The sequence below is a fragment of the Granulicella sp. S190 genome, assembly GCF_009766095.1.
In the GTDB taxonomy this organism is placed as follows: domain Bacteria; phylum Acidobacteriota; class Terriglobia; order Terriglobales; family Acidobacteriaceae; genus Edaphobacter.
Genome location: NZ_LMUD01000002.1, coordinates 151,954 through 171,808, shown reverse-complemented (window position 1 = coordinate 171,808; position 19,855 = coordinate 151,954). Strand labels below are relative to the sequence as shown.

General features: G+C 55.4%; 17 protein-coding genes and 1 tRNA gene. 10 read left to right on the top strand and 8 right to left on the bottom strand.

The annotated features are described in order from the left end of the window. Positions 1–105: 105 nt before the first annotated feature. Positions 106–1,113 (bottom strand): NAD(P)-dependent alcohol dehydrogenase, encoded by a 1,008-nt coding sequence (locus GSQ94_RS00655; protein ID WP_158941394.1) that lies wholly within the window; start codon positions 1,111–1,113, stop codon positions 106–108. A 170-nt stretch (positions 1,114–1,283) separates the two neighbouring features. Next, positions 1,284–3,113: a SpoIVB peptidase S55 domain-containing protein gene (locus GSQ94_RS00650; protein ID WP_254063492.1), complete on the bottom strand. Its 1,830-nt coding sequence runs from the start codon at positions 3,111–3,113 to the stop codon at positions 1,284–1,286. Positions 3,114–3,204: 91 nt separating this feature from the next. Between GSQ94_RS00650 and GSQ94_RS00645 the strand changes: the two genes are divergently transcribed. The 3 genes from GSQ94_RS00645 (at position 3,205) to GSQ94_RS00635 (ending at position 6,634) form a co-directional block, all read left to right on the top strand. Then, a complete protein-coding gene (locus GSQ94_RS00645) occupies positions 3,205–4,380 on the top strand; it encodes a VWA domain-containing protein (protein ID WP_158941393.1) in 1,176 nt (391 codons plus the stop codon). Between the two features lie 176 nt (positions 4,381–4,556). Then, positions 4,557–5,573 (top strand): hypothetical protein, encoded by a 1,017-nt coding sequence (locus tag GSQ94_RS00640; protein WP_158941392.1) that lies wholly within the window; start codon positions 4,557–4,559, stop codon positions 5,571–5,573. Next, positions 5,570–6,634 (top strand): radical SAM protein, encoded by a 1,065-nt coding sequence (locus tag GSQ94_RS00635; protein ID WP_158941391.1) that lies wholly within the window; start codon positions 5,570–5,572, stop codon positions 6,632–6,634. Before GSQ94_RS00640 ends, GSQ94_RS00635 begins: the two co-directional genes overlap by 4 nt. 40 nt (positions 6,635–6,674) lie before the next feature. Here GSQ94_RS00635 and GSQ94_RS00630 read toward each other — a convergent pair whose 3' ends face one another. The 5 genes from GSQ94_RS00630 to GSQ94_RS00610 all read right to left on the bottom strand — a co-directional run bounded on the left by GSQ94_RS00630 (position 6,675) and on the right by GSQ94_RS00610 (position 12,259). Then, the gene (locus GSQ94_RS00630) at positions 6,675–7,559 is read right to left on the bottom strand and encodes an alpha/beta fold hydrolase (RefSeq protein ID WP_254063490.1); all 885 of its coding nucleotides are present in this window, start codon (positions 7,557–7,559) and stop codon (positions 6,675–6,677) included. Between the two features lie 355 nt (positions 7,560–7,914). Next, on the bottom strand, positions 7,915–8,430 hold the full coding sequence (locus GSQ94_RS00625) for a DinB family protein (protein WP_158941389.1): 516 nt from the start codon (positions 8,428–8,430) through the stop codon (positions 7,915–7,917). A gap of 235 nt (positions 8,431–8,665) precedes the next feature. Beyond that, positions 8,666–10,228: a helicase HerA-like domain-containing protein gene (locus GSQ94_RS00620; protein ID WP_371417416.1), complete on the bottom strand. Its 1,563-nt coding sequence runs from the start codon at positions 10,226–10,228 to the stop codon at positions 8,666–8,668. 460 nt (positions 10,229–10,688) lie between these two features. Next, positions 10,689–11,510: a hypothetical protein gene (locus GSQ94_RS00615; protein ID WP_158941387.1), complete on the bottom strand. Its 822-nt coding sequence runs from the start codon at positions 11,508–11,510 to the stop codon at positions 10,689–10,691. Between the two features lie 152 nt (positions 11,511–11,662). Further along, entirely contained in the window at positions 11,663–12,259 is a 597-nt protein-coding gene (locus GSQ94_RS00610) for a hypothetical protein (protein ID WP_158941386.1), read from the bottom strand. A 381-nt stretch (positions 12,260–12,640) separates the two neighbouring features. On the opposite strand from GSQ94_RS00610, the gene GSQ94_RS00605 reads away from it, so the two are divergent. Together GSQ94_RS00605 and GSQ94_RS00600 are read left to right on the top strand one after the other, a co-directional pair. Then, a tRNA-Gln gene (locus tag GSQ94_RS00605) sits at positions 12,641–12,714 on the top strand. A gap of 208 nt (positions 12,715–12,922) precedes the next feature. Beyond that, positions 12,923–14,149, top strand: coding sequence for an integrase arm-type DNA-binding domain-containing protein (locus tag GSQ94_RS00600; protein WP_158941385.1), 1,227 nt, complete (start codon positions 12,923–12,925; stop codon positions 14,147–14,149). Here GSQ94_RS00600 and GSQ94_RS00595 read toward each other — a convergent pair. Beyond that, the gene (locus GSQ94_RS00595; protein WP_256369953.1) at positions 14,146–14,451 is read right to left on the bottom strand and encodes an AlpA family transcriptional regulator; all 306 of its coding nucleotides are present in this window, start codon (positions 14,449–14,451) and stop codon (positions 14,146–14,148) included. The genes GSQ94_RS00600 and GSQ94_RS00595 overlap by 4 nt on opposite strands. A 309-nt stretch (positions 14,452–14,760) precedes the next feature. Here GSQ94_RS00595 and GSQ94_RS00590 point away from each other — a divergent pair, with 309 nt between their 5' ends. From GSQ94_RS00590 to GSQ94_RS00570, 5 genes are all read left to right on the top strand, one after another. Next, a complete protein-coding gene (locus GSQ94_RS00590) occupies positions 14,761–15,753 on the top strand; it encodes a LysR family transcriptional regulator (protein WP_158941384.1) in 993 nt (330 codons plus the stop codon). 140 nt (positions 15,754–15,893) lie between these two features. Beyond that, positions 15,894–16,229: a TrbC/VirB2 family protein gene (locus GSQ94_RS00585; RefSeq protein ID WP_158941383.1), complete on the top strand. Its 336-nt coding sequence runs from the start codon at positions 15,894–15,896 to the stop codon at positions 16,227–16,229. 61 nt (positions 16,230–16,290) lie between these two features. Then, complete coding sequence (locus tag GSQ94_RS00580; RefSeq protein ID WP_158941382.1) at positions 16,291–16,590, top strand: VirB3 family type IV secretion system protein; 300 nt, start codon at positions 16,291–16,293, stop codon at positions 16,588–16,590. Further along, positions 16,590–19,094, top strand: a complete 2,505-nt coding sequence (locus GSQ94_RS00575) for a VirB4 family type IV secretion system protein (RefSeq protein WP_158941381.1) — start codon at positions 16,590–16,592, stop codon at positions 19,092–19,094. Before GSQ94_RS00580 ends, GSQ94_RS00575 begins: the two co-directional genes overlap by 1 nt. Continuing rightward, complete coding sequence (locus tag GSQ94_RS00570; protein WP_158941380.1) at positions 19,091–19,855, top strand: TrbG/VirB9 family P-type conjugative transfer protein; 765 nt, start codon at positions 19,091–19,093, stop codon at positions 19,853–19,855. Before GSQ94_RS00575 ends, GSQ94_RS00570 begins: the two co-directional genes overlap by 4 nt.

The following is a 19,855-nucleotide window of genomic DNA, read 5'->3' as shown; positions in this document are numbered from 1 at the left end:
CAGCTGCGCAGAAACAGGATGGGCGAGAGCCAAAGCCCTCGCCATCGATCCTGCATAAGGATCCAACCTCTCTGCCTAGCTTTTGCGAACGACCGCCAGCGAAGTTTAGTTCGTCAGAACGGCTCGATATCGAACCTGGTTCTTCTTCACCTTGGCCACTGCATCATTCGCTTTGGCCATCGCAAATCTCTCCGTGGTCGCCTTCACTCCATGCCGGGCAGCCACATCGAGCATCTCGCTCAAGTCATATGGGCTGCCGGTTGGGCTTCCAGAGATCGCCTTCTGTCCGCTGATTAGTGAGAACGCAGCAACCTGGATTGGCGAAGGGGCGGCTCCTACAACGCAGAACATTCCCTTGGGACGGAGCGCGCTCACGTAGGCCTGCCAGTCCTGGTCTGCGCTCACCGTCGAAAGCAGAAAATCAAACGAGCCGGCAACCTTCTTCAAGGCACCAGTGTCCCGTGTATTCACGAAGTGATGCGCTCCCAAAGCAAGTGCCTCTGCCTCCTTATCCTTTGAAGTCGAAAATGCCGTGACCTCTGCGCCGAACGCCTTGGCAAACTGCACTCCCAGATGTCCGAGGCCGCCAATGCCGATGACTCCCACCCGCGACGCCGGACGAACGCCATGATTTCTAAGCGGCGAGTACACGGTAATTCCGCCGCACAGCAGAGGAGCTGCATTCTCGCTCTCCAATGCTTCAGGCAAGGGAATTGCGAACTTTGAGTTCACGCGGATCTTGTCGGCGAACCCGCCATTGCGTCCTACGCAGGTTGGTTGCGACTTCGCGCAAAGATGCTCCTGCCCCTGCCGGCACCACTCGCAGATGCCGCAGCTATCTGCCTGCCAGCCCACCCCCACTCGCTCTCCCATCGTGCGATCCTTTACCGCGGAGCCGAGCGCCACTACTATGCCTACAACTTCGTGGCCAGGAATAAACGGATACTTACTGATACCCCAGTCATTGTCGATTAGATGAACATCGCTATGGCACACGCCACAGTGCGAGATCTTGATCTCGACCTCATTAGCCTGCAACTCACCCGGATCGTACTTATAAGCTAGGAGGTGTGCACCGGCCGCATGAACGGCGAAACCGTGTATTTCACTCATTTGAAGTCTTTCCCTTTGGAGCGCGGAACATATCCGCCGCGCCTACCTTTTGATGCTACAACACCACCATGAGTAAAAAATCATCCTCTACACGAATCGTCATCGCAGCAACCATCATGTAACAAAACCTCGGTCAGCACTTATTGGCTTGACCACACCGCACTGTGCGGTTACTTCACTGTCAGATTCAACACCTGATACCCACTCACAGCGTACCCCGCGTCGACTGATCCCGCAGCCACTACACTCTCTCCCGTCAGTTGCATCTTCTGCGACTCCTTCAACGGCTCAAGCACATTCGCCATCGACAGCGGCACCCCAGGCAGAGCCTCTCCTTCCAGTACCACCTGCGTCGCATGGCTCAACAGCGTTACATAGACCCGATCGTTGGCGTGCACTCGGTTCAATGCATCTACCGTGTCGGCCAGACCTACCGACCGCTCCGCTCCAGACTTAGTCGTCAGACGGTCTACCGTCCCTCCGTCACTCACCACCACCCGCATCGCGCCTGCCGTCAAATTCTCCGGCAGCTTCACCCTCACCCGCAGCATCCGGGCCTCCGCCTGGTAGGGATGCACCATCGCCTCTACCTCAATCTCCTCACCTGCCCGTGCCTCAGCCCGGCTCAGGCGCGCCGACTCCAGGACTGCCGTAAGCCTTGCCGCAATCGCCTCCACCCTCAACTTCACTCCAGTCACTACCGGCTGGTCCAGCGCATTTCCATATACCTTGCTGAAGCGATCGTTCACCAGCAGCGCCGCATTGATCGTCGCCGGGTTGAACTCGTTCTGCGCCATCAGTCCCTGCATCTTTACCGGCGGCAACCCCTTCACATCGATCTCGCCAGAAAGCCGATAGCTCAACTCCTCCGCCGCCGTGTTATTCGTCTGCAGGCTCTGGTATACCGAGACCAGCATCGCCGAGGGCGTCAACTGGCGATTGTCCAACACCTCAAAGTGCAGCGTCTTTACCTTCCCTTGCACGGCACCGTCCATCACCGGGGGCAACACTTCCACTACTACCGGAATCATCCGTGCCTCAACCCCGAACCGCCCCATGATCGCCGACGCACGATCCTCAGTGAACGCGCCCACCGTCTCGGTCGTGTTGATAATCTTGAACGCATTCAGCGGCGACGCCAGCGAAGCCAACACCGTAGCTTTGGTCATCGGCATATCCACAGGACCGTACTGGGTAATCGGATGTCCACACGCCAGAAGCCGCTTAGGGTCCACGTAAGTCACGGTGCAGGTTCCGGCCATCGATAGATCTCCGCGTACCAATACCGCGCTCACCGCACTTCCCGGTACTAGCGGCTCGGGTTGTGCCAGTGACGAATCCGCTCCGCCCAGTCCAACCACCGGGGTCAGACCCATCGCGCGAAACCTGTCGCCAAACCGCTCCACCGTCTCCTGGCTGAACCCGCCGAAGATCAGCGGAGTCTCCATCGCCCGCATCTCCGGCTGCCCCTCAATCTCCCTACTAACGGACGCCAGCTTCATTCCCGCTGCGCCATCGTCATCCCGCACCTGCAGCATCGACTCGATCGGCGTAATTCCCGCAATCGGCTCCTTGCTGAACTGTCCAATCCTGTAACTCAGCGCTCCCACCAATCGCCCGTCGATATAGACCGGGCTGCCGCTCATCCCCGCCACCACGCCCGTATACTCCGGCTTGTCGCCATGCAGTCGCGCCAGGATCATGTCCTGTCCCGGACCCAGCGCATCTTTCAGGATCCCCAAAATTTCCACCTGCATCGGCTCAGGGTTGACTCCCTCGAACACCGTATATGCCACCCCGCGCATCCCACGCCTCACCTCGCTCAGTGGGAAGAACTTCGTCACCGCAGGCGCAACCGAGGGTGCCGCAACCGCTGTCCATCCTCCCGTTTCGACCGGCGCCTGCATCTGAGCCCGGGCGCTGCCCACTAGCACTGAACTCACCAAAGCCCCGCTCAGTGCCAGGCCAGCCATCCCCAATCGAGTCTTTACCGCAGCCATCACGTCTACAGACTACTAGAGCCTCTCCTCCTCAGCTCTCTCACTTACTATTACAGGGAAGAGCAGTCCAATATTCGGAGTAAAGTTTCAGATGATGACCACTCTTCCGCCTCTCAGGGCTCGCATCCTTCTTCTCCTCGCCTGCTGCACTGTCTTCACCCTGTTCTCTGCCAACGCCCAGGACGCCCCTGCGCAAAATCCTCCGCAACAAACTAAACCCACCCCGCCCTCCCCCGACGACGCCGGCCCTGATACCGATAACGGCACCATCATACTCAAGAAAAAGAAGGAGGCAGACGAGCCCCCGCCGCCACCCGCGCCCGTCGCTCCCAAGGTTAAGAATCCTGATAACGAGACCTTCTCCCTTCGCGTCGACGTCCCCATCGTCAACATCGACGCCAGCGTCATCCTGGATAAGACCCATCAGTTCGTCCCCGGCCTCAAAGCCAACAACTTCCTCATTCTGGAAGACGGCGTCCCCCAGACCATCACCAGCGTTCGCACTACACAGACTCCTATCACCGCAGTCATGCTGCTGGAGTTCGCCGCCAATAGCTACTACCTCATCCGCGACATGCAGAACGCGTCCTACAGCTTCTTCCGTTCGCTGCGCAAAGACGATTACGTTGCCGTTGTCACCTACGACCTACGCACTCACATCCTCACCGACTTCACCAACAACAAAGACCTCATCGCCCAGTCACTCCAGTCCCTCGTTATCCCCGGCTTCTCCGACACCAATCTCTTCGACGCTCTCTATGAGACGCTGGACCGTACCAGCCGTATCGAAGGCCGCAAGTACATCATCCTCATTGGCTCAGGCCGCGATACCTTCTCCAAACTCACCCTCGATAAGATTCTCGCCAAGGTGAAGAACACCCCAAACGTCACCATCTTCTCTATTAGCACAGGCGCTCTTATCAACGAGATTCGCGGAGGCGGTGGTGGCCCTCGAGAGCTTGACTACCTTCAGGCTCAAAACCAGTTAAAAACCTTTTCTGCCATGACCGGCGGCCTCAGCTTCGCCCCTATCTTCCAAGGCGAGCTTCCGGATATCTTTGCCCAGATCAACGACTCCATCCGCAACGAGTACATCCTCACCTACCGTCCGACCAACAACAAGAACGACGGCAGCTACCGCAAGGTCAAGGTCCTCCTCGTCGACAACGAAGGCCACCCCCTCCGTATGCAGGATGAAAAAGGAAAACCACAAAAATACTCGGTCATAGCCCGCGACGGCTACAACGCCAAACTTCCGGTCGAGTAGCCTCTTTATCCTGTAACAAAACTCCGCGTTCCGTCACGATAGATAAAGCTCTCTGTCTCGCGTCCCAAATTATTTGATTGACAAATGATCGGGCACGAGCAGAGGCTGATTGGACGAAATCGGCTAGCCAGATCTGCTTCCTCCGGGCCCCCCAGGTATCTTCCCAGGAGTGAACCATGAACCTTAATTCCTTCATTCTTCCTCAGCACCAGGATCTCGTCCTGAGCCAGCCTGGTCTCACCGCACGCATCGCCAGCCTGCATCGACACCTCTCCGAGTCCAGTGATGCCCGCATGTCCTTCCTGAACTCGCCTGAGACACTGCTGACCGAGTATCTCGGAGTCGACCTCCGCGAATCCCTCGGAGTCAGCGCCTTCAATCGCATCTTTCATCGCCTTCTTAACTCCGACCCGCCGCCTCCGACGCCAGGGCAGGAGACTCATCCAACCAAAGGCTATCTTCCCCTTCTGCGGCAGGCGCTCGCTGGCCACTCCGATGAGGCCATCTCCTCCGCTCTCACACGCGGCTTCAACGTCGATGTCAAGGCCACTTCTGATCTCCGCGCCGCCCTTCAGGTCAGGGTCTCCACCGAACTGCAGGCCATCACGGAGATAGAGGCGCGTCTGGCTACTGCTCTCGAAGCGAAGCTTCATCTTGAGACCAAGGCGAATGTAAACGCGTTGCTCGAGCAGCGTCTGCATACCAACACCGTCATAGAACTGGAGCTGAGGACAAAAGTCGATGCCGTGCTCCACGCTGCCCTTGAGACCCGCGCCGCCGTTCTGGCGAAGGCCGCGCTCGAGCTTGAAACCCGTGCCATAGTCGACACCAAAATTGACACTCTGGTCGAATCGGAGATCGCAATTGAATCGGAGGTCGAGACGCAAGTCGACTTTGAAATAGACGCCGAGGTCGACCTCGACACGGAAGCCGACGCAGACACCGATATCGATGCTTCAGCGGAGACAGATCTCGAATCAGAAACCGATCTGCGACTGGAAGCCGAACTTGAAGCGGAAGCGGAAGCGGAGGCTGGCGTAGAAGGACCAGCCATCCGAAAGCGCAAAGCTTCCGGCGATCAACTGTCGCGCCTTGATCTCCAGAGGCTCGCCGGCCTTGTTGTAGATCATCCCATCGTCGCCGAGCTTATACTCTCCGTACCCTCTGCGCCCATCGCCGGAGATGTCCGATGAGCATTCCCACTCCGCTTCACCAGTTGCGTACCCTGTCGGTGATGCCGACCTACAAGTGCACCGCCGAGTGCTCGCACTGCGGCACCCTCAGCGGACGCTCCGAGACATCCTGGCTCGGACTCGAAAACATGATCACCGCGATCGACCAGGCAGCGGCCCAGGGCGACTATCGCGTTGTTGTCTTCACCGGAGGCGAGCCCACTCTTGCCGCGAACGATCTCTTCACTGCCATCCGTCACGCCCAGTCACTTGGCCTCTCCACGCGCGTCGTCTCCAACGCCTATTGGGCTTCAACCTCCATCCAGGCCGAGCGAATGATCGCAAAGCTCATCGATGCCGGCCTCAAAGAGATCAACTTCAGCACCGGCGACGAACACGCCCGCTTCGTCCCCCTCGACAACGTCGTTCGCGCCACCGCAGCCGCAGCCGCCTCTCCTCTCAGCGCCATCGTCGTCATGGTCGAGACGGTCCGCGACCGCACCATTACCGCCAAAGCCATCGAGGCCCGGGAAGACTTCGCGGCCATCCGCAGCACTTTTCCGCGCAAGCGTCTCGAGGTACTCGAAAGCCCCTGGATGCCGCTCGAGCCCATGAAGACGAACGAATATCGCGACGGCTCCACCATCAACCGACACAATGTCGCCACCCGCACCGGCTGCAACAGCATCCTCTCCACTACGGCAATTCAAGCTGACGGACGCATCGGCGCCTGTTGCGGTCTTGGGATGCGCACTGTCCCCGAGCTTCAGGTGGGACGCGTCGGCCTCACCACGATCGGCGAAGCGGACCATGCTGCTGGCGAGGACTACCTCAAACGCTGGATCCGCGTCGAAGGGCCCGAACGCATCCTTGCCTGGGCTGCCACTCACGAGCCAAGCATCGAGTGGGAGGATATGTACGCACACCGCTGCCAGGCGTGCATGCGCCTCTACAAAGATCCCCTCGTGCGCGAGGTCATCGCAGCCCGGTACAAGGAGAAAATTGCGGACGTCCTCGTCGGCGAGTGGCTACTCTACAACTACGCCGGCGAAGACGCCACGCCAAACAGCCACGATATCTGACGCGCGTTCACTGAGGCTTGCGTGCACCAGACCAAAAGCGTCAACCTGCGTTTTTTGCCAGCAACTCCCTCACGGCCACCGCGATCTCCTCCACATGCGTCTCCAGCGCAAAGTGTCCAGTATCTAGAAACTGGACGGTAGCATTTGGAAGATCTCTCTTGAACGCCTCAGCTCCTGGTGGAATAAAGAATGGATCGTTCTTTCCCCAGATCGCCAGCAGCGGTGGCTTCGATGTCCTGAAGTACTCCTGAAACTTCGGATACAGCTTCACGTTGTTTTGATAATCGAAAAACAGATCGAGCTGAATATCCGTATTCCCTGGTCGGCTCACCAAGGCATAATCCAGCCAGTAAGCCTCCGGTCCCACTGCCGCGGGATTCGCCACCCTATGCTCATACTGAAACTTGATCCCTTCGAAGCTCACGGCAGCGTTGTGGACCGTCTCGCGATTGGCCGGCGAAGGATCGTTCCAATACTTCCGAATCGGCGCCCACGCATCGCCGAGCCCTTCGTCATAAGCGTTCCCATTCTGCGAGATTATCGCCGTCACCCGCTCCGGATGCGCCATCGCCATGCGAAGCCCAGTAGGCGCGCCATAATCGAACAAATACAACGCATACCGCTTCAAACCAAGCGCGTCGGTAAACGCAAGCATCGTCTTCGCCAACCCCTCGAAGTCGTACTTGTACTGGCGCGCATCCGGCACCTCGGTAAATCCAAACCCTGGAAGATCAGGTGCGATCACACGGTACTTGTCCGCCAGTCGGGGAATCAACTCGCGATACTGAAACGAAGATGCGGGAAAGCCATGCAAAAGTAGCAATACCGGTGCATTCGCCGGACCAGCCTCACGATAAAACACATTTACCCCATCCGCTTCGACGTGATGAATTGTGGTCAGCGGAACTCCTGAACCCTTTGACATATCTTTTCCTTTCTTGGAATCTCGGTAGTCTTTGAACAAACCCTCTGAAAGACCAGCGGGAGCACTACTGGCCAACGCAAGCAAGCTTCCACCTGACGCAATAAACCTTCGACGATCCATCTACTTCTCCGAACATGACAAATTTACGTAACCCGTGAAACATTCACTAAGCGGTTACAGGTAGATGTAACTCTAAGGGATTAGTTTCATCAAGCTACAAACAATTCACCTACCATGGAGGCAACCCATAGCGACGACCATCCGCCAAGAAGAAAGACCAGACCACTATTTGGCCCCCTGCGTGGCCCAATAACACTGACCCTCAAACCAAGAACTTCCCGTGAAGATACCTGAGCTAAGGGGGAGGGGTTTCGCGTCTGGGACGAGGAATCGTAAGATCAAGATCCGTTGCAGTCATCTGCTTGGTAAGCAGAATAATCTGTCCCACATGCTGCTGCACATGCCCCACTACCTGGTAGATTGCCTCCAGCACGCTTACGTTGCGTCCCTGCGGTGTAATTCTCTCCACCATCCGCTCCGGCGGCACCACCGCAATCACACCCATTGCTTCAGCCATCGTCGCCTTAAACAAGGCGATCAGCTCTGTCCCATTCCTTTCGAGGTCTGCACTAAACTCTAGGTCGCGTACCCTGACGTCCACCGCACCTCCAACTCCGTGGATTATCCACTGCCGTGCATTCCCGCAAAGATGCAGCACCAGATTTCCCACAGCATTCTCATGCGCTCCTTGTCGCTGCCATATCTGCTCTTCATTCAGCTTATGCAAGCAGGTCTCGAGGCATTCGGTCATCATCTGAAGCCGGCGACACGAGACATCCAGAAAATCGTTGGTGACAGCATCAGAAATCATAGCCATCTCCAGATTCTATCCGCGACCAAGATCCAGATTTGCTCCACACGTTGACGGGTAGGGGGATAGGAGGCGGGAAAAGTGCACCCCCCTCAAGAGGCTTTCATGACCCGTCTCGTTCCCCGCTGGTATTCGGCAGCCGCAACAGAACCAGTTAGAGACGGTACATAGCCGTCACTCCCTAGATCTCATATGAGGGCTCGGGCTGCCTGGCATTCGTACAGATGGCTCCAGATCACGTCTTCGCATAGCGAAAATGCCCGCGTATTCTTTCGCTCAGAAAGTCGCCTTTAAGATTTGACTCAATCATCTCCTGATACAAATTAGCTGGTACTTCGTAGAACTCATAGATACCCGCTGACCTGAAATCTACTGTGAGAACTTGAGAAGCAGCTTCGTATCGAATTCGTGACAGGGTTGATGACTCAGGTGTCATTGTCCAATCCGGAGCAACAGCTTGAAGAGTCGCTATTGGGCCTTGTCCGTTAATATCCCCGTGTTCATAGCGCGGAGACTGACGCCGCCACTGTTCAATCTCAACTGCGTAACTCTGCTGACCATCGCGCTGTTGGTTCCATCCTCCCGGAGCTTCAAGGCCATCTCCATCTTTGCCTTTCCGAGCGACGACACGAGGATCGATACTGTCCGGCCGTCGATTCTTCGCGGGGGGGTCGATGAGTGTTCTAACAGGAAGGCTAACCGACTCCCCCACTATGATTGCCTCTCCGGTTCGAAGAACCGGCAACATCTCGAACAGCCCGGTCAGGTTGTCTGACACAATACTTTTAACTTGTCCTCTATCGAGATCGTTCGAGAGGCGCATAGCAAAGAGGGTGCCGCACTGCGACAAGATAGTGGAGTCTATCTCGGAGGGTCGCTGACTCACAATCATCATTCCGACACCATACTTTCGCCCTTCTTTCGCAATTTTACGAACGGTTCTCGAAGCTGTGTTGCTGTCCCCCTTTCCAAGGTAGTTATGTGCCTCCTCGAGAACTACTAAAAGCGGTCTTTCTCGACCTCCTTCTGGGAGATTTTTTCCCCAAAATAAGGCATCGTACAAGATCCGGAGCAGGGCACCGATCAACTGGTTCAAGATCGAAGATGGAATTCCCGAAAGGTCAAGGATTGTTACCGGTTGAACGCCTCCTATCCAATCCGCCAGCAGATCTTCAAGATCGCATTGCGTTTGACCGTTTATCTGCGGCAGCCACCCCGACGGCCTAAACATAAAACCGAAACGCGGATCTCGCAGTTTCGAAGCTAATCCGGCTAATTGTTGCCTAATACCAACACCTTCGTTACCAAGTTGAACTCGTTCTGTCGCGGTGCCGGTCGTCTTTACATTTCGGTACTGCGGGGGCGTTACCGACAGAGCATCTCCAATCTGAATGGGCTGACCCGCAGTGTTCAAGACGTAGGCCGGGACCTTCTCATCTGTCGCGCCGCCCGGCGCAGGAATAACTGTCAAGTGTTCGCGGCTGTGAAGGTCCAGCCACATTTTATGAACGCAGAACGGCACAGGTGTGTCCGCCGAAACGGAGTCATTACTCACCCCGGGCTTGGGAAAGTTGTTGATCGCTGCACGCTTCAGTTCCAGAATCATGTCAGACACTACCGATTGGCCTCGGCCTTCTATACCACCAAATGCGATGTCACAGAACTCGTCAAAGTTTAAAGCCCAAAATGGTACGCACAGTTGCTTTTCGGCCTTAGTGACATCTGGATTAATTTTGAATATCGTCGCGCGATCGGATAGAGCGGTTGCGTATTCGCCATGTATATCGAGGATCAAAATCCTGGAGGATGGATAGGAATTTAGATTAGAGCCTGTTCGGCGGGATCTTCATAACACTTATAACGTTTTGCTCTAGCTTTGGAAGCTACGTTCCTGAGAGCTTCGTCGATCCGTTGCGTTACCATTTGTTTTTAGTGTCAAGCGTCCCCTTGTTGATGGTCTACACGGTTCAAGCGATTGTAGGTATTCTGCTTCTGTCGGTGCGGACATGGGACATGCTGAAGCTCCTAAGAAACCTCATAATCGCCGAGTTGATATGTGCTTCGCTTAGCCTCGTTATTGACGTAACATATTTTACGAACAACACCTTCTTGCACGTCTATACGATCGCAATTAGTTCTGCGTGGATATGCTACTTTTTCATTTCTAAACGGGTAATCCACGTGTTCAAGCTAAACGACTGGGAAAGTTTTGTAGAAGTAATCTATCCTTCAACACCGCCCAAGGCGATCGCGACGACTTAACGACCATCAAGATGATCCTCGGCCGTAAGCACCGGCATCATCTTTTCTTTGTAAAGGGCGAGTTGTGCATCATGTCCCTGAGTACCCTGTATCTCCTTCGCGATGGCTATTTGTTGAAGGAGCAGCTGCCCTCGCTTTCTGGTATTTTCAAAAGCGTCAGCTGAACTAGCCGTGGTGGCCTGGGCGGCAGGATACTTCGCTGCGTATACACGGTTCTCTGTCTCTAATCTTTGTACTACTAAGTTCAGCGAATGTACATCGGGCTCGATCTGTGAGTACATTGCAACCTGACCCTCGATGGTACGTGGAGCTCCGTTTCGGGCGGCTGAAATCTTGTCGCCTAAGCTACGATACAGATCAAGGTCGGCAATATAGGACTCCGTTTCTCCGCCGCTCGTCCCGACTTGGGCTCCGATAAGCACTGCGCCCCCGACCAGCAGGATTGCGGCTATGCAGAGTCCAATTGCTAACTTTCGTCTTGTCCTGAGTGGTAAACTGCTGCCCATCCCCAGGGCAGCAATCTTGAGCCACGAGGTGCGTGCGTGCCATAGACTTACACCAAAAGCTATGAACATCATGCAGGCGAAAGGAACCAAATAGGCCTTTCTTCGGCATATATCGTCTAAGACCACGAAAGCAATTGATGATAGGCAGATTGCTGCGATAGTTGAGAAGAGCGTAAACCTTGCGAATGGTGCTGAAGCATGTAGTATCTCCTTCCGAACCTCAACCGAGGGGGGGGCAAGCAGTTCCCGATCTTCAACAGGGATGACGGGTACCTGAATCGGTAGGGAAACAGGGGCAAGATACTCCTGCATTTTGGGGCTCTCTAAGGTTGGAGGTATGCCAGGACTCGATTGCGGCAAGGATTTACCACAGGAGTTGCAATATCTCTCAAACAGTTCGTATGGCCTTCCACAGTTGACGCAGAATGACGGCATCTATCGCCTCGCAAAGTCGAATTACATCATCACAATACTTGAGCCCAAACCCGCATATATTTGTTTTTATATTCCTCGCCAAAATATCCAATCTCGGCGTTTCCCAGTCGGTCTGTCTCCCAATGGTGGCTGGAAAACTTTGCCTTTAGGGCGTCTTGTTCTTTTTGGGGATAAGCGCTAAGAAAGAACTGACGAGTCAGTTCCGAGGGCAAGACCCCCAATGTGAGCTTGACTCGGCCGAAATTCCATTCGAGCTCCTCGTGAAGAATAGCTGCTGGATCGATCAATTTTGGCTTCGTCTGCTTCCACCATCCGTCAACAACCCGTATTCCAAATCGGTAACCATCGCCTGCGGGCTTGATAAAGAATTCCGGTTGCCACTCAGCATGCGCCAACCCAACTGTGGGTCCACCTAGTCTCTCGCCGTGCTCGAACGTAGTTGAGTATCCTCCTGAGTAGGTCCAATGGATCACCTGAGTACCAGTTCCGTGGTCATAGGACACGACGACGGCGGTCAATCCGTAATGAAAGATGTGCGTTGGACTCCACGGTTGAATGGGAGGTACATCGCCTGCCAGCATCCGATAGTCTTCAGCAGAAAGACTGAAACCGATGGCCTGAAGCATATTGTAAATTTGAGGGTAAAAGATCAGGCGATAAGGGGTAAATCGGTTAGCTTTTGAGCGTTTGTTGTGACCCAGACGGTCACCCCAACTAGGCACATGAGTCCAAACGCATGACGATTTGAGAAATCAAAAACGAACACGAGGCACAGATAGATTGCAACCGAAAGCATGCACAATTTACGGAGGCTCATCGTGAAAATGAGCTTACCTCAGCATCGACCGATCTGAGCAAAAAATCATTTTCATTAGGGGGTGCACTTTTCCCGGCTTCTATCCCCCTACCCCTCCACACGTTGACCGAATCTTCCTCACCTCGTACACTCGAAGAGGCAGTCAGCGAGGACCCTGTTCGCGACGCAGAGCGCACCGCGCAAAGCATTTTGCCCCCTAGTTCAATGGTAGAACAGTCGGCTCTGAACCGATCAATCGGGGTTCGAATCCCTGGGGGGCAACCAAACACCTAAAACCTGAACTTCCTCGCACCTCCCCGAACATCCTCGCACGCGAGGATGTTCTTGTTTTACAACAACATGCAAGGAAATATGGTGCGAGAGCGTTCTAGGACGTGCGACTACAGCCAGACTTTTATGTGGGGATTATTGTGGGGTACGATGAGCAAAAGTGTGGGGATCGAAAAATCCCCACACCTTCGAGGGGCTCATTATGGGACTGACTATCAAGGAAATTGAAAACGCAAAGCCACGGGTCAAAAAATACAAACTGGCGGACGGTGGCGGGCTGTGTCTTATCGTCAAACCATCCGGCGCAAAGCTCTGGCTTTGGCGGTATCGGTTCGATGGTATCGAGAAGAACATGTCATTTGGGGAGTACCCGCATGTCGGCCCCAAGGATGCCCGCGAGCTTCACTTCGCTGCGAAGAAGCTACTGGCTTCTGGCGTCAATCCGATGGCCGAACGCAAAGCAGAAGCCGAGACGAAACAGCAAGAGGCCAAAGCGCTTCAGCGTGAGGCTGACAGCAGTTTTGAGCAGGTCGCCCGAAAGTGGTGGGCATGGTGGTCGATCGGCAAGTCTCCAAGGCACGCAGAGACTTTGATGAATCGGCTTGAATCTGATGTCTTCCCCGTCGTCGGGCACTTGCCTATTGATGCGGTCCAAACAGCCCATATTCGGACCATCATGCTTACGATTGAGACGCGGGGCGCTAGCGATGTCGCCAAGAGAGCACATCAGTCCATCGGGCAGATTTTCCGCTTCGCAATCGCGCGTGAACTAGCGAGCCGGAACCCCGCGGCTGATTTCAAGCCGCGAGACATATTGGCTGCAGCCGAGTCAGAAAACTTCGCCCGTGTAGACGAGAAGGATTTGCCCGAACTGCTGGCGAAGATGGATGACTACAACGGAGACGCGCTCACACGCTTTGGACTCAAACTTCTCGCCTACTGTTTTCCTCGCACAAGCGAGCTGATCGAGGCGCCGTGGACTGAGTTCGATCTGGACAGAGCACGGTGGGACATTCCTGCGGAGCGTATGAAGATGAAGACCCCTCACATCATTCCTCTTTCACGCCAGGCCGTCGAGGTTCTTCGAGCGCTTAGGTTGCTAACCGGCAATGGCAAGCTGGTATTCCCAGGGGCCACGGACAAGAAGAAGCCCATGAGCAACAACACGCTCCTGTATGCGCTCTACCGGCTTGGATATCAAGGCCGCATGACGGGACACGGATTCCGTGGACTAGCTTCGACCATCCTCAATGAGAACGACTTTGACGATGAGCATGTAGATTTGCAACTTGCCCACATGAAGCGGAACAAGGTGTCTGCTGCCTACAATCATGCGAAGTATTTGAAGCAGCGCACTGAAATGATGCAGTGGTGGGCGGACTATCTGGAGACGCAGCTTGCTAAGGGGAGGCGGGCGCTAGCGGCCTAAGCATATTTCTTCGATGATGCCCAAGCGTCCCCAAGCCCGCGTCGCGGCATCCTTCTGCTTAGCTGTGAAACCGCTGATCTCGATGTCGAGATTCGTTCGGCAGCCCACTCCTTGACTTCCGATCTTACCCACGCGACAGTGCGCGGTCCTAGCCGGACGGGTGCCGGAAAACTATTCGCACGGATCAGTGCATAGAGGCTAGACTTCGACAGACCGGTGACCAATTTCACGTCTGGTAGACGCAGGAAACTGACCTCTTCCAGAGCATTTGGCAGCGCAGATCGTCCAGCGTCCGTTTCCACGCGCCCGGACGGCTTCTTCGGTGGGAGATTGTGATTGGACAGCAAGGGAACCTCCGGGGGGACCACGAATGACCTTGGATGATACTGCCCGCCTTACGCGCCACCGTCCAATACTTTGTTGCGATGGATGGCGATGCTTAAACGAGATGGGGGTTTTCTGCGTCTTACTATTTGCAGGGTCGTCGGGTTGCCTTAAGTCACGCAACTTTTGTTTACCAATTTGGTTCCAATTGAAGTGAAAGAAGTTACGGGATGGAAGTCCTTTAACGACAGCACCACCGCTTACTAGAGTTCCGGGGGGCATGTCCATTGAGTGTCTACGAGCACCTTGAGTTCAAACACCTGAAGAGCATTGTCGCAATCGCGGAAGAGGGAACAATCACCGCCGCTGCGACGCGCATTGCGTTAGCTCAGTCCGCTCTTAGCCGGCAGATCAACGAGCTAGAAGACGCCCTCCACATCCAAATATTTGAGCGGGATCGTGGCGGAATGACCCTCACTCCCGCCGGCGAATCGCTGCTCCGATTCGCCCGTGAATTGCTCCAAACCCGGATGGATGTCGTCAAAGCGGTACAGGCGATCCACCAGGCGACGATGCGCCCGTTTCGACTCGGTTTCACACCGTTCATCGAACATCAAGTGATTTCGACGGTGTGCGATGCCTACCGGGATCTGTTTCCGAAGGGCAGCATTCATCCTGAGAACGGCGACACTGAGGACGTAATCAGGCGCTTGCGAGCGGCTGAATTGGACGCTGCGCTGGTGACTCTTCCGGTGCTACCGGATGGTTACTGCATTCAGCCCGTGATGCACGAGCCACTGGTTGTCTGCGTTCGCAAAGACGACCCATTGGCCGAGCAAACCGAACTACCCGCTGAATCGCTAAATGGGCGACTAGCTATTTTCAGCGACCCGAGACACCATCCGAGAGCGCATCAACGGCTCTTGGAGATGCTGGAAGGGCAAGAGATAATTCCGAAGATTTCCAACCCCACATTCAATTCCGAGCATGTGCAATGGATGGTCAGGGAACGCCTCTGCATCGCGCTGATACGTCAAAGTGAACCCTTACATGAAGACCTCACAACAAGACCGATTGAAGGCGTCAATTGGACAATTGATTCAGCAATTGCCTATCGCGAAGAGCACGATCAAGAGGCCCTGCCTTTGTTGCTTCGCGATCTTGAGAAGCGGTTCTCTGTTGCAGAGCCAAGCTCGCCAAAGAAGCCACCTCAACGAGTGCGAGAGAAACAAGAACAACAGCGGTTGTCTTTCGGCGGACAAAACAACGCATCTTCGTAAGACTTCTCACGTTACGATTCATCCTCATTTGCCATCTCGTTTAAGCATGGCAGTCCATCGCAACAAAGTATTGGACGAGCTTGGAAATCGGGCCTAATGTCTCGGCATATCCCGACTGAACTCAGTCGCAGGAGGTGCCGATGTCCCGCAAGATCCGAATCGTAATTCCGCTGAAGACGGTCCAAGCAGTTCGCAGATGGATTCATCCATTCGCATTGCTTGCCGCCGTATGCCTTTTCCTCCCCATCGCCGCGTATGCACAGTCCGGTTCGCCGTTCGACAGCGGACTCACTTCACTCCAAACCTTATTCACCGGCACGGTCGCAAAGGTCGCCAGCCTGATCGCGATTGTGATTGGCGGCTATGGCTTTGCGCACGGAGAGCCCGGCGCGAAGAAGACGCTTGCTGGAGTTGCCGCAGGCACCGGAATTGCGGTGATGGCAACCAACGTACTGAGCTGGCTGTGGGGAACCTAAACACGGCCGCTTTCTACCGCTCAATCGTCATGCGCCAACTTCTCAAGTGTGAGGGGCTTTCATGCAGACACACACCACAAGCCGCCGGAGCAACCGGGTCTTCAAGAGCCTGCATAAGCCCCTTACGTATTTGGGCGTCGAGCGCACGCTGTTCTACTTCGTCTGCGTCGGCGCGGTGGGCACATTCAACATCTTCAATTCGATTCTTGCCGGTATTGCCGTTTTCATCGGAGGCTATGCTTTCGGTCATTGGGTGACGGCGAGCGATCCGGCATTTCTTCGCATCCTTGCCATATCCGAGAAATACAAGCTCCGCTATGACGCAGCCAAGCAGGGCGTCCCGCGCGTGGAGGTAGTCTAATGCTCCGCCTCGACAGGACTATCAAGCCGTGGAAGGAAAGTGCGTCTCTCAACGACCACATCAACCTCTATGGGTTCTGGAACGAGACGACGTTCCTTACGAAGTCCGGCGATCTTGGGATGCTGCTGCGCGTCCCCGGCGTGGATTATGAGAGCCTTGACCACTCGGAGCAGGAGTACGCCGTCAAACGCCTGGAGGCTGCGTTGAAGGCATTCGGCCCCGGTTTCCACATTTACCAATACCTCTTCAAAAACAACCGGCCAGAGATTCCATTCGCTTCTTATGAGGACGCCGTTGTGGAAGCCGCCATTGACCAGCGGCGACAGTTCTTTGAAGCCAAGCGGGACCATCTCTACCAAGTCGACATCTTCTACTGCATCGTCCTTGAAGGAGCGCGGTCGAAGACCGGCGTTGGCGCGGCGCTCGCGCGTCTCTTTCGCGATCCCGCCGGGGCGGTTTGCGAACTGCGGGCGCAGTTCACTAACAACAATATGAAGACCTTGCTACGGACGCAGATAGAGACCGATCTTGCCCGACTTGAGCAGCGCGTCCAGGCGTTCGCCCGGCAGCTCGCGGACTTTATGCAGATCGAGGTTCTTAACCAGCAGGGGCAGCTCCGCTTCTTTCGGCGACTGTTGAATTTCGATGAACGGCAGATCGCGGGCAGGCCACAGTCTACGCAGTTTCTTGACTATCAGGTCGTCAACTCGAATATCGAGGCGGAGCGAGATCATCTGCGTGTAGGCGACCATTTTGTTCGCGTGCTCACGATGAAAGAGTCCATAACCGAGACGCGGCCTTTGGTGCTCGATGCGTTGCTAAAGATCGCAGGCAACTTCTATGTCGTCACCGAGTGGACACCGCTTGCAGCGGACAAGGCCCGGAAGGAAGTCACCAAACGCCGCCGCCATTTCAATATGTCGAAGACGGGCTTTGTGTCGCAGATGGGCAACGACGCGACGAAAACAAATCCGCGCGACGTACTCGTAGATGAGTCCAAGCAGGCGGACATTGAGAATCTTGGCGACTGCCTCCGTGCTCTGGGCGACGGCCAATCGCTGGGCGATTTCTCGCTCACGATTGTTCTGTATGGGAAAGCGAGGGCGGAGCTTGACCAGCTCGTAGGCGAGTTCACCGGGATTTTCACCAATGCCGACGGCAATCTCTTCGTCGAAACCTACAACCAACTCAACGCTTACTTCGCCGCGGTGCCCGGCAACTACGCGCTCAATCTCCGCAAGCTGTACCTGCTCAATACGAACTACGCCGATCTCTCGTTTCTTTTTACGATCCTTCCGGGCGAGACAACGAACGCGCATCTCGGCACGGAGTACCTTGCTGCGCTCGAAACGGACAATAGCACGCCGTACTTTCTTAACCTGCACAACGGCGAGGTCGCGCACACGCTCATCCTCGGCATGACGGGCAGTGGCAAGAGCTACTTTTGCAATTTCATCCTGCAGAACGCCCAGAAATACGCGCCGTTGACGTTCATCTTCGACATCGGCGGGAGCTTCCAATCGCTCACGACGATCTTCGGTGGGAGCTATTTGAACGTGGGCCAGGAGGCCCGCGACTTCACCATCAACCCATTCTCTCTGCCGGAGACGAAAGAGAACCTGCAATTTCTCTTCAGTTTTTTCCGCGTGCTCATCGAGGGCACCGAACAGCGTTACCGGCTCGACTTCAAAGAGGAACGCAAGTTGTGGGACGGGATTGAGCGGATGTACATGTTGGAGCCGGACCAGCGCACCGTCTCCAACTTCGGCAACATCATCGGCGAATTGAAGGAACGGCTGCACCGCTGGACACGCGGCGGTCAATATGGGTTTCTGTTCGACAACCCGGAAGACACACTCTCGTTCACCCGCTTCCAGACTTTCAACTTCGCCGGCTGGGGCGATGCGCCGGAGGTATTGGAGCCGCTGCTGTTCTATGTCCTGCATCGGGCCAGCAACGAGATTGCCGACCCGAAGCGGCTGGCGACCTTCAAGCTCTTTCTGCTTGATGAAGCGTGGCTCTTCATCAAGAACGAGACGATCAGGAACTACGTCGTGCAAGCTCAAAAAACGTGGAGGAAGCACAACGCCGCGATGATCCTCGCAACACAGTCCATCAAGGAGCTTGAGGAGTCGGGCATGTTGCAGATCGTCTCCGAGAGCTGCCCAACAAAGATATTCCTAGCCAACCCGGAGATGAACCGCGACGTTTACCGCGAGGCGTTCCATTTGAACGATACGGAACTTGACCTTATCGGCGGCCTGGTTCCGCCGGGACAGATGCTCATTCGCAAAGCGCAGTCGAGCAAAAAGGTTCAGTTGAACGTCGATTCGGTTTCGCACTGGATGGCAACCAACAACGCTCGCGACAACCTCAAGAAGCGCGATTACTTCGCGCGCTTCGGTATCGCCGACGGCCTGCGCCGTCTCGCCGAGGACTTTCCCTTCCGGCCCCGCACGATGGCCGTCACCGTCACCGACAACCGCAAAGGAGCAACCGCATGAACCGCACCCTCGTCTTTATAGCCGGGATCGCCCTGGCCCTCCCGTCCGCCGTTGCCGTCGCGCAAGGGGCGTCGGCGCGCACCGTTCAATACCATTCGCAGGACATCGTTCCCATCCGCGCGAAGCTGAAGTACACCACGCTCATTCAAGTGCCGCCGACCGAGAAGATCATGGAAGCCGCGACCGGGGATAAGGACTTCTGGGTCGTGGATGTAGTCGGCAATTTTTGCTTCGTTCATCCGGCCAAGGCTGGCATCAGCTCGAATCTCAACCTCATCACCGACAAGGGCAACATCTATTCGTTTACGCTGCAGGATATCTCCGGCACGTCGGAAGCGCCGGATCTCAAAGTGCTCATCCAGCCCGCCGACCAGTCCGCCATCGTAGCGTCGTCAGGTCCTCCGCAATATGTACCGTCCGCCCAATTGGAGCAAACCGAACAGAAGCTCGCTGCGCTTCAGTCCCATGTGGGCCAGGCGGTCGATGAGTACAAGAGCGCGTACCCAATGCAGTTGAAATTTGATTACAACTACAAAGCCAACGAAGCCCCCTTCGATATTCAGTCGATCTATCACGACGACAAGTTCACCTACATCAAGACCAATGCGCCCGAGAAGTTTTCGGTGTACGAGATGAAGGATGGCAAGCCAAACCTTATCAGCTACGACCTTCGCGATGGCACATACATCATTCCGAAGGTGATGGACTCGGGCTACGTCGAGTTGGGCAAGAAAAAGATGGAATTCACGCGGAAGGGGTAG

Coding starts and splice junctions, on each gene's coding strand:
- GSQ94_RS00655 (WP_158941394.1), bottom strand. CDS start 1,113: ATGAGTGAAATACACGGTTTCGCCGTTCATGCGGCCGGTGCACACCTC.
- GSQ94_RS00650 (WP_254063492.1), bottom strand. CDS start 3,113: ATGGCTGCGGTAAAGACTCGATTGGGGATGGCTGGCCTGGCACTGAGC.
- GSQ94_RS00645 (WP_158941393.1), top strand. CDS start 3,205: ATGATGACCACTCTTCCGCCTCTCAGGGCTCGCATCCTTCTTCTCCTC.
- GSQ94_RS00640 (WP_158941392.1), top strand. CDS start 4,557: ATGAACCTTAATTCCTTCATTCTTCCTCAGCACCAGGATCTCGTCCTG.
- GSQ94_RS00635 (WP_158941391.1), top strand. CDS start 5,570: ATGAGCATTCCCACTCCGCTTCACCAGTTGCGTACCCTGTCGGTGATG.
- GSQ94_RS00630 (WP_254063490.1), bottom strand. CDS start 7,559: ATGTCAAAGGGTTCAGGAGTTCCGCTGACCACAATTCATCACGTCGAA.
- GSQ94_RS00625 (WP_158941389.1), bottom strand. CDS start 8,430: ATGATTTCTGATGCTGTCACCAACGATTTTCTGGATGTCTCGTGTCGC.
- GSQ94_RS00615 (WP_158941387.1), bottom strand. CDS start 11,510: ATGCAGGAGTATCTTGCCCCTGTTTCCCTACCGATTCAGGTACCCGTC.
- GSQ94_RS00610 (WP_158941386.1), bottom strand. CDS start 12,259: ATGCTTCAGGCCATCGGTTTCAGTCTTTCTGCTGAAGACTATCGGATG.
- GSQ94_RS00600 (WP_158941385.1), top strand. CDS start 12,923: ATGGGACTGACTATCAAGGAAATTGAAAACGCAAAGCCACGGGTCAAA.
- GSQ94_RS00585 (WP_158941383.1), top strand. CDS start 15,894: ATGTCCCGCAAGATCCGAATCGTAATTCCGCTGAAGACGGTCCAAGCA.
- GSQ94_RS00580 (WP_158941382.1), top strand. CDS start 16,291: ATGCAGACACACACCACAAGCCGCCGGAGCAACCGGGTCTTCAAGAGC.
- GSQ94_RS00575 (WP_158941381.1), top strand. CDS start 16,590: ATGCTCCGCCTCGACAGGACTATCAAGCCGTGGAAGGAAAGTGCGTCT.
- GSQ94_RS00570 (WP_158941380.1), top strand. CDS start 19,091: ATGAACCGCACCCTCGTCTTTATAGCCGGGATCGCCCTGGCCCTCCCG.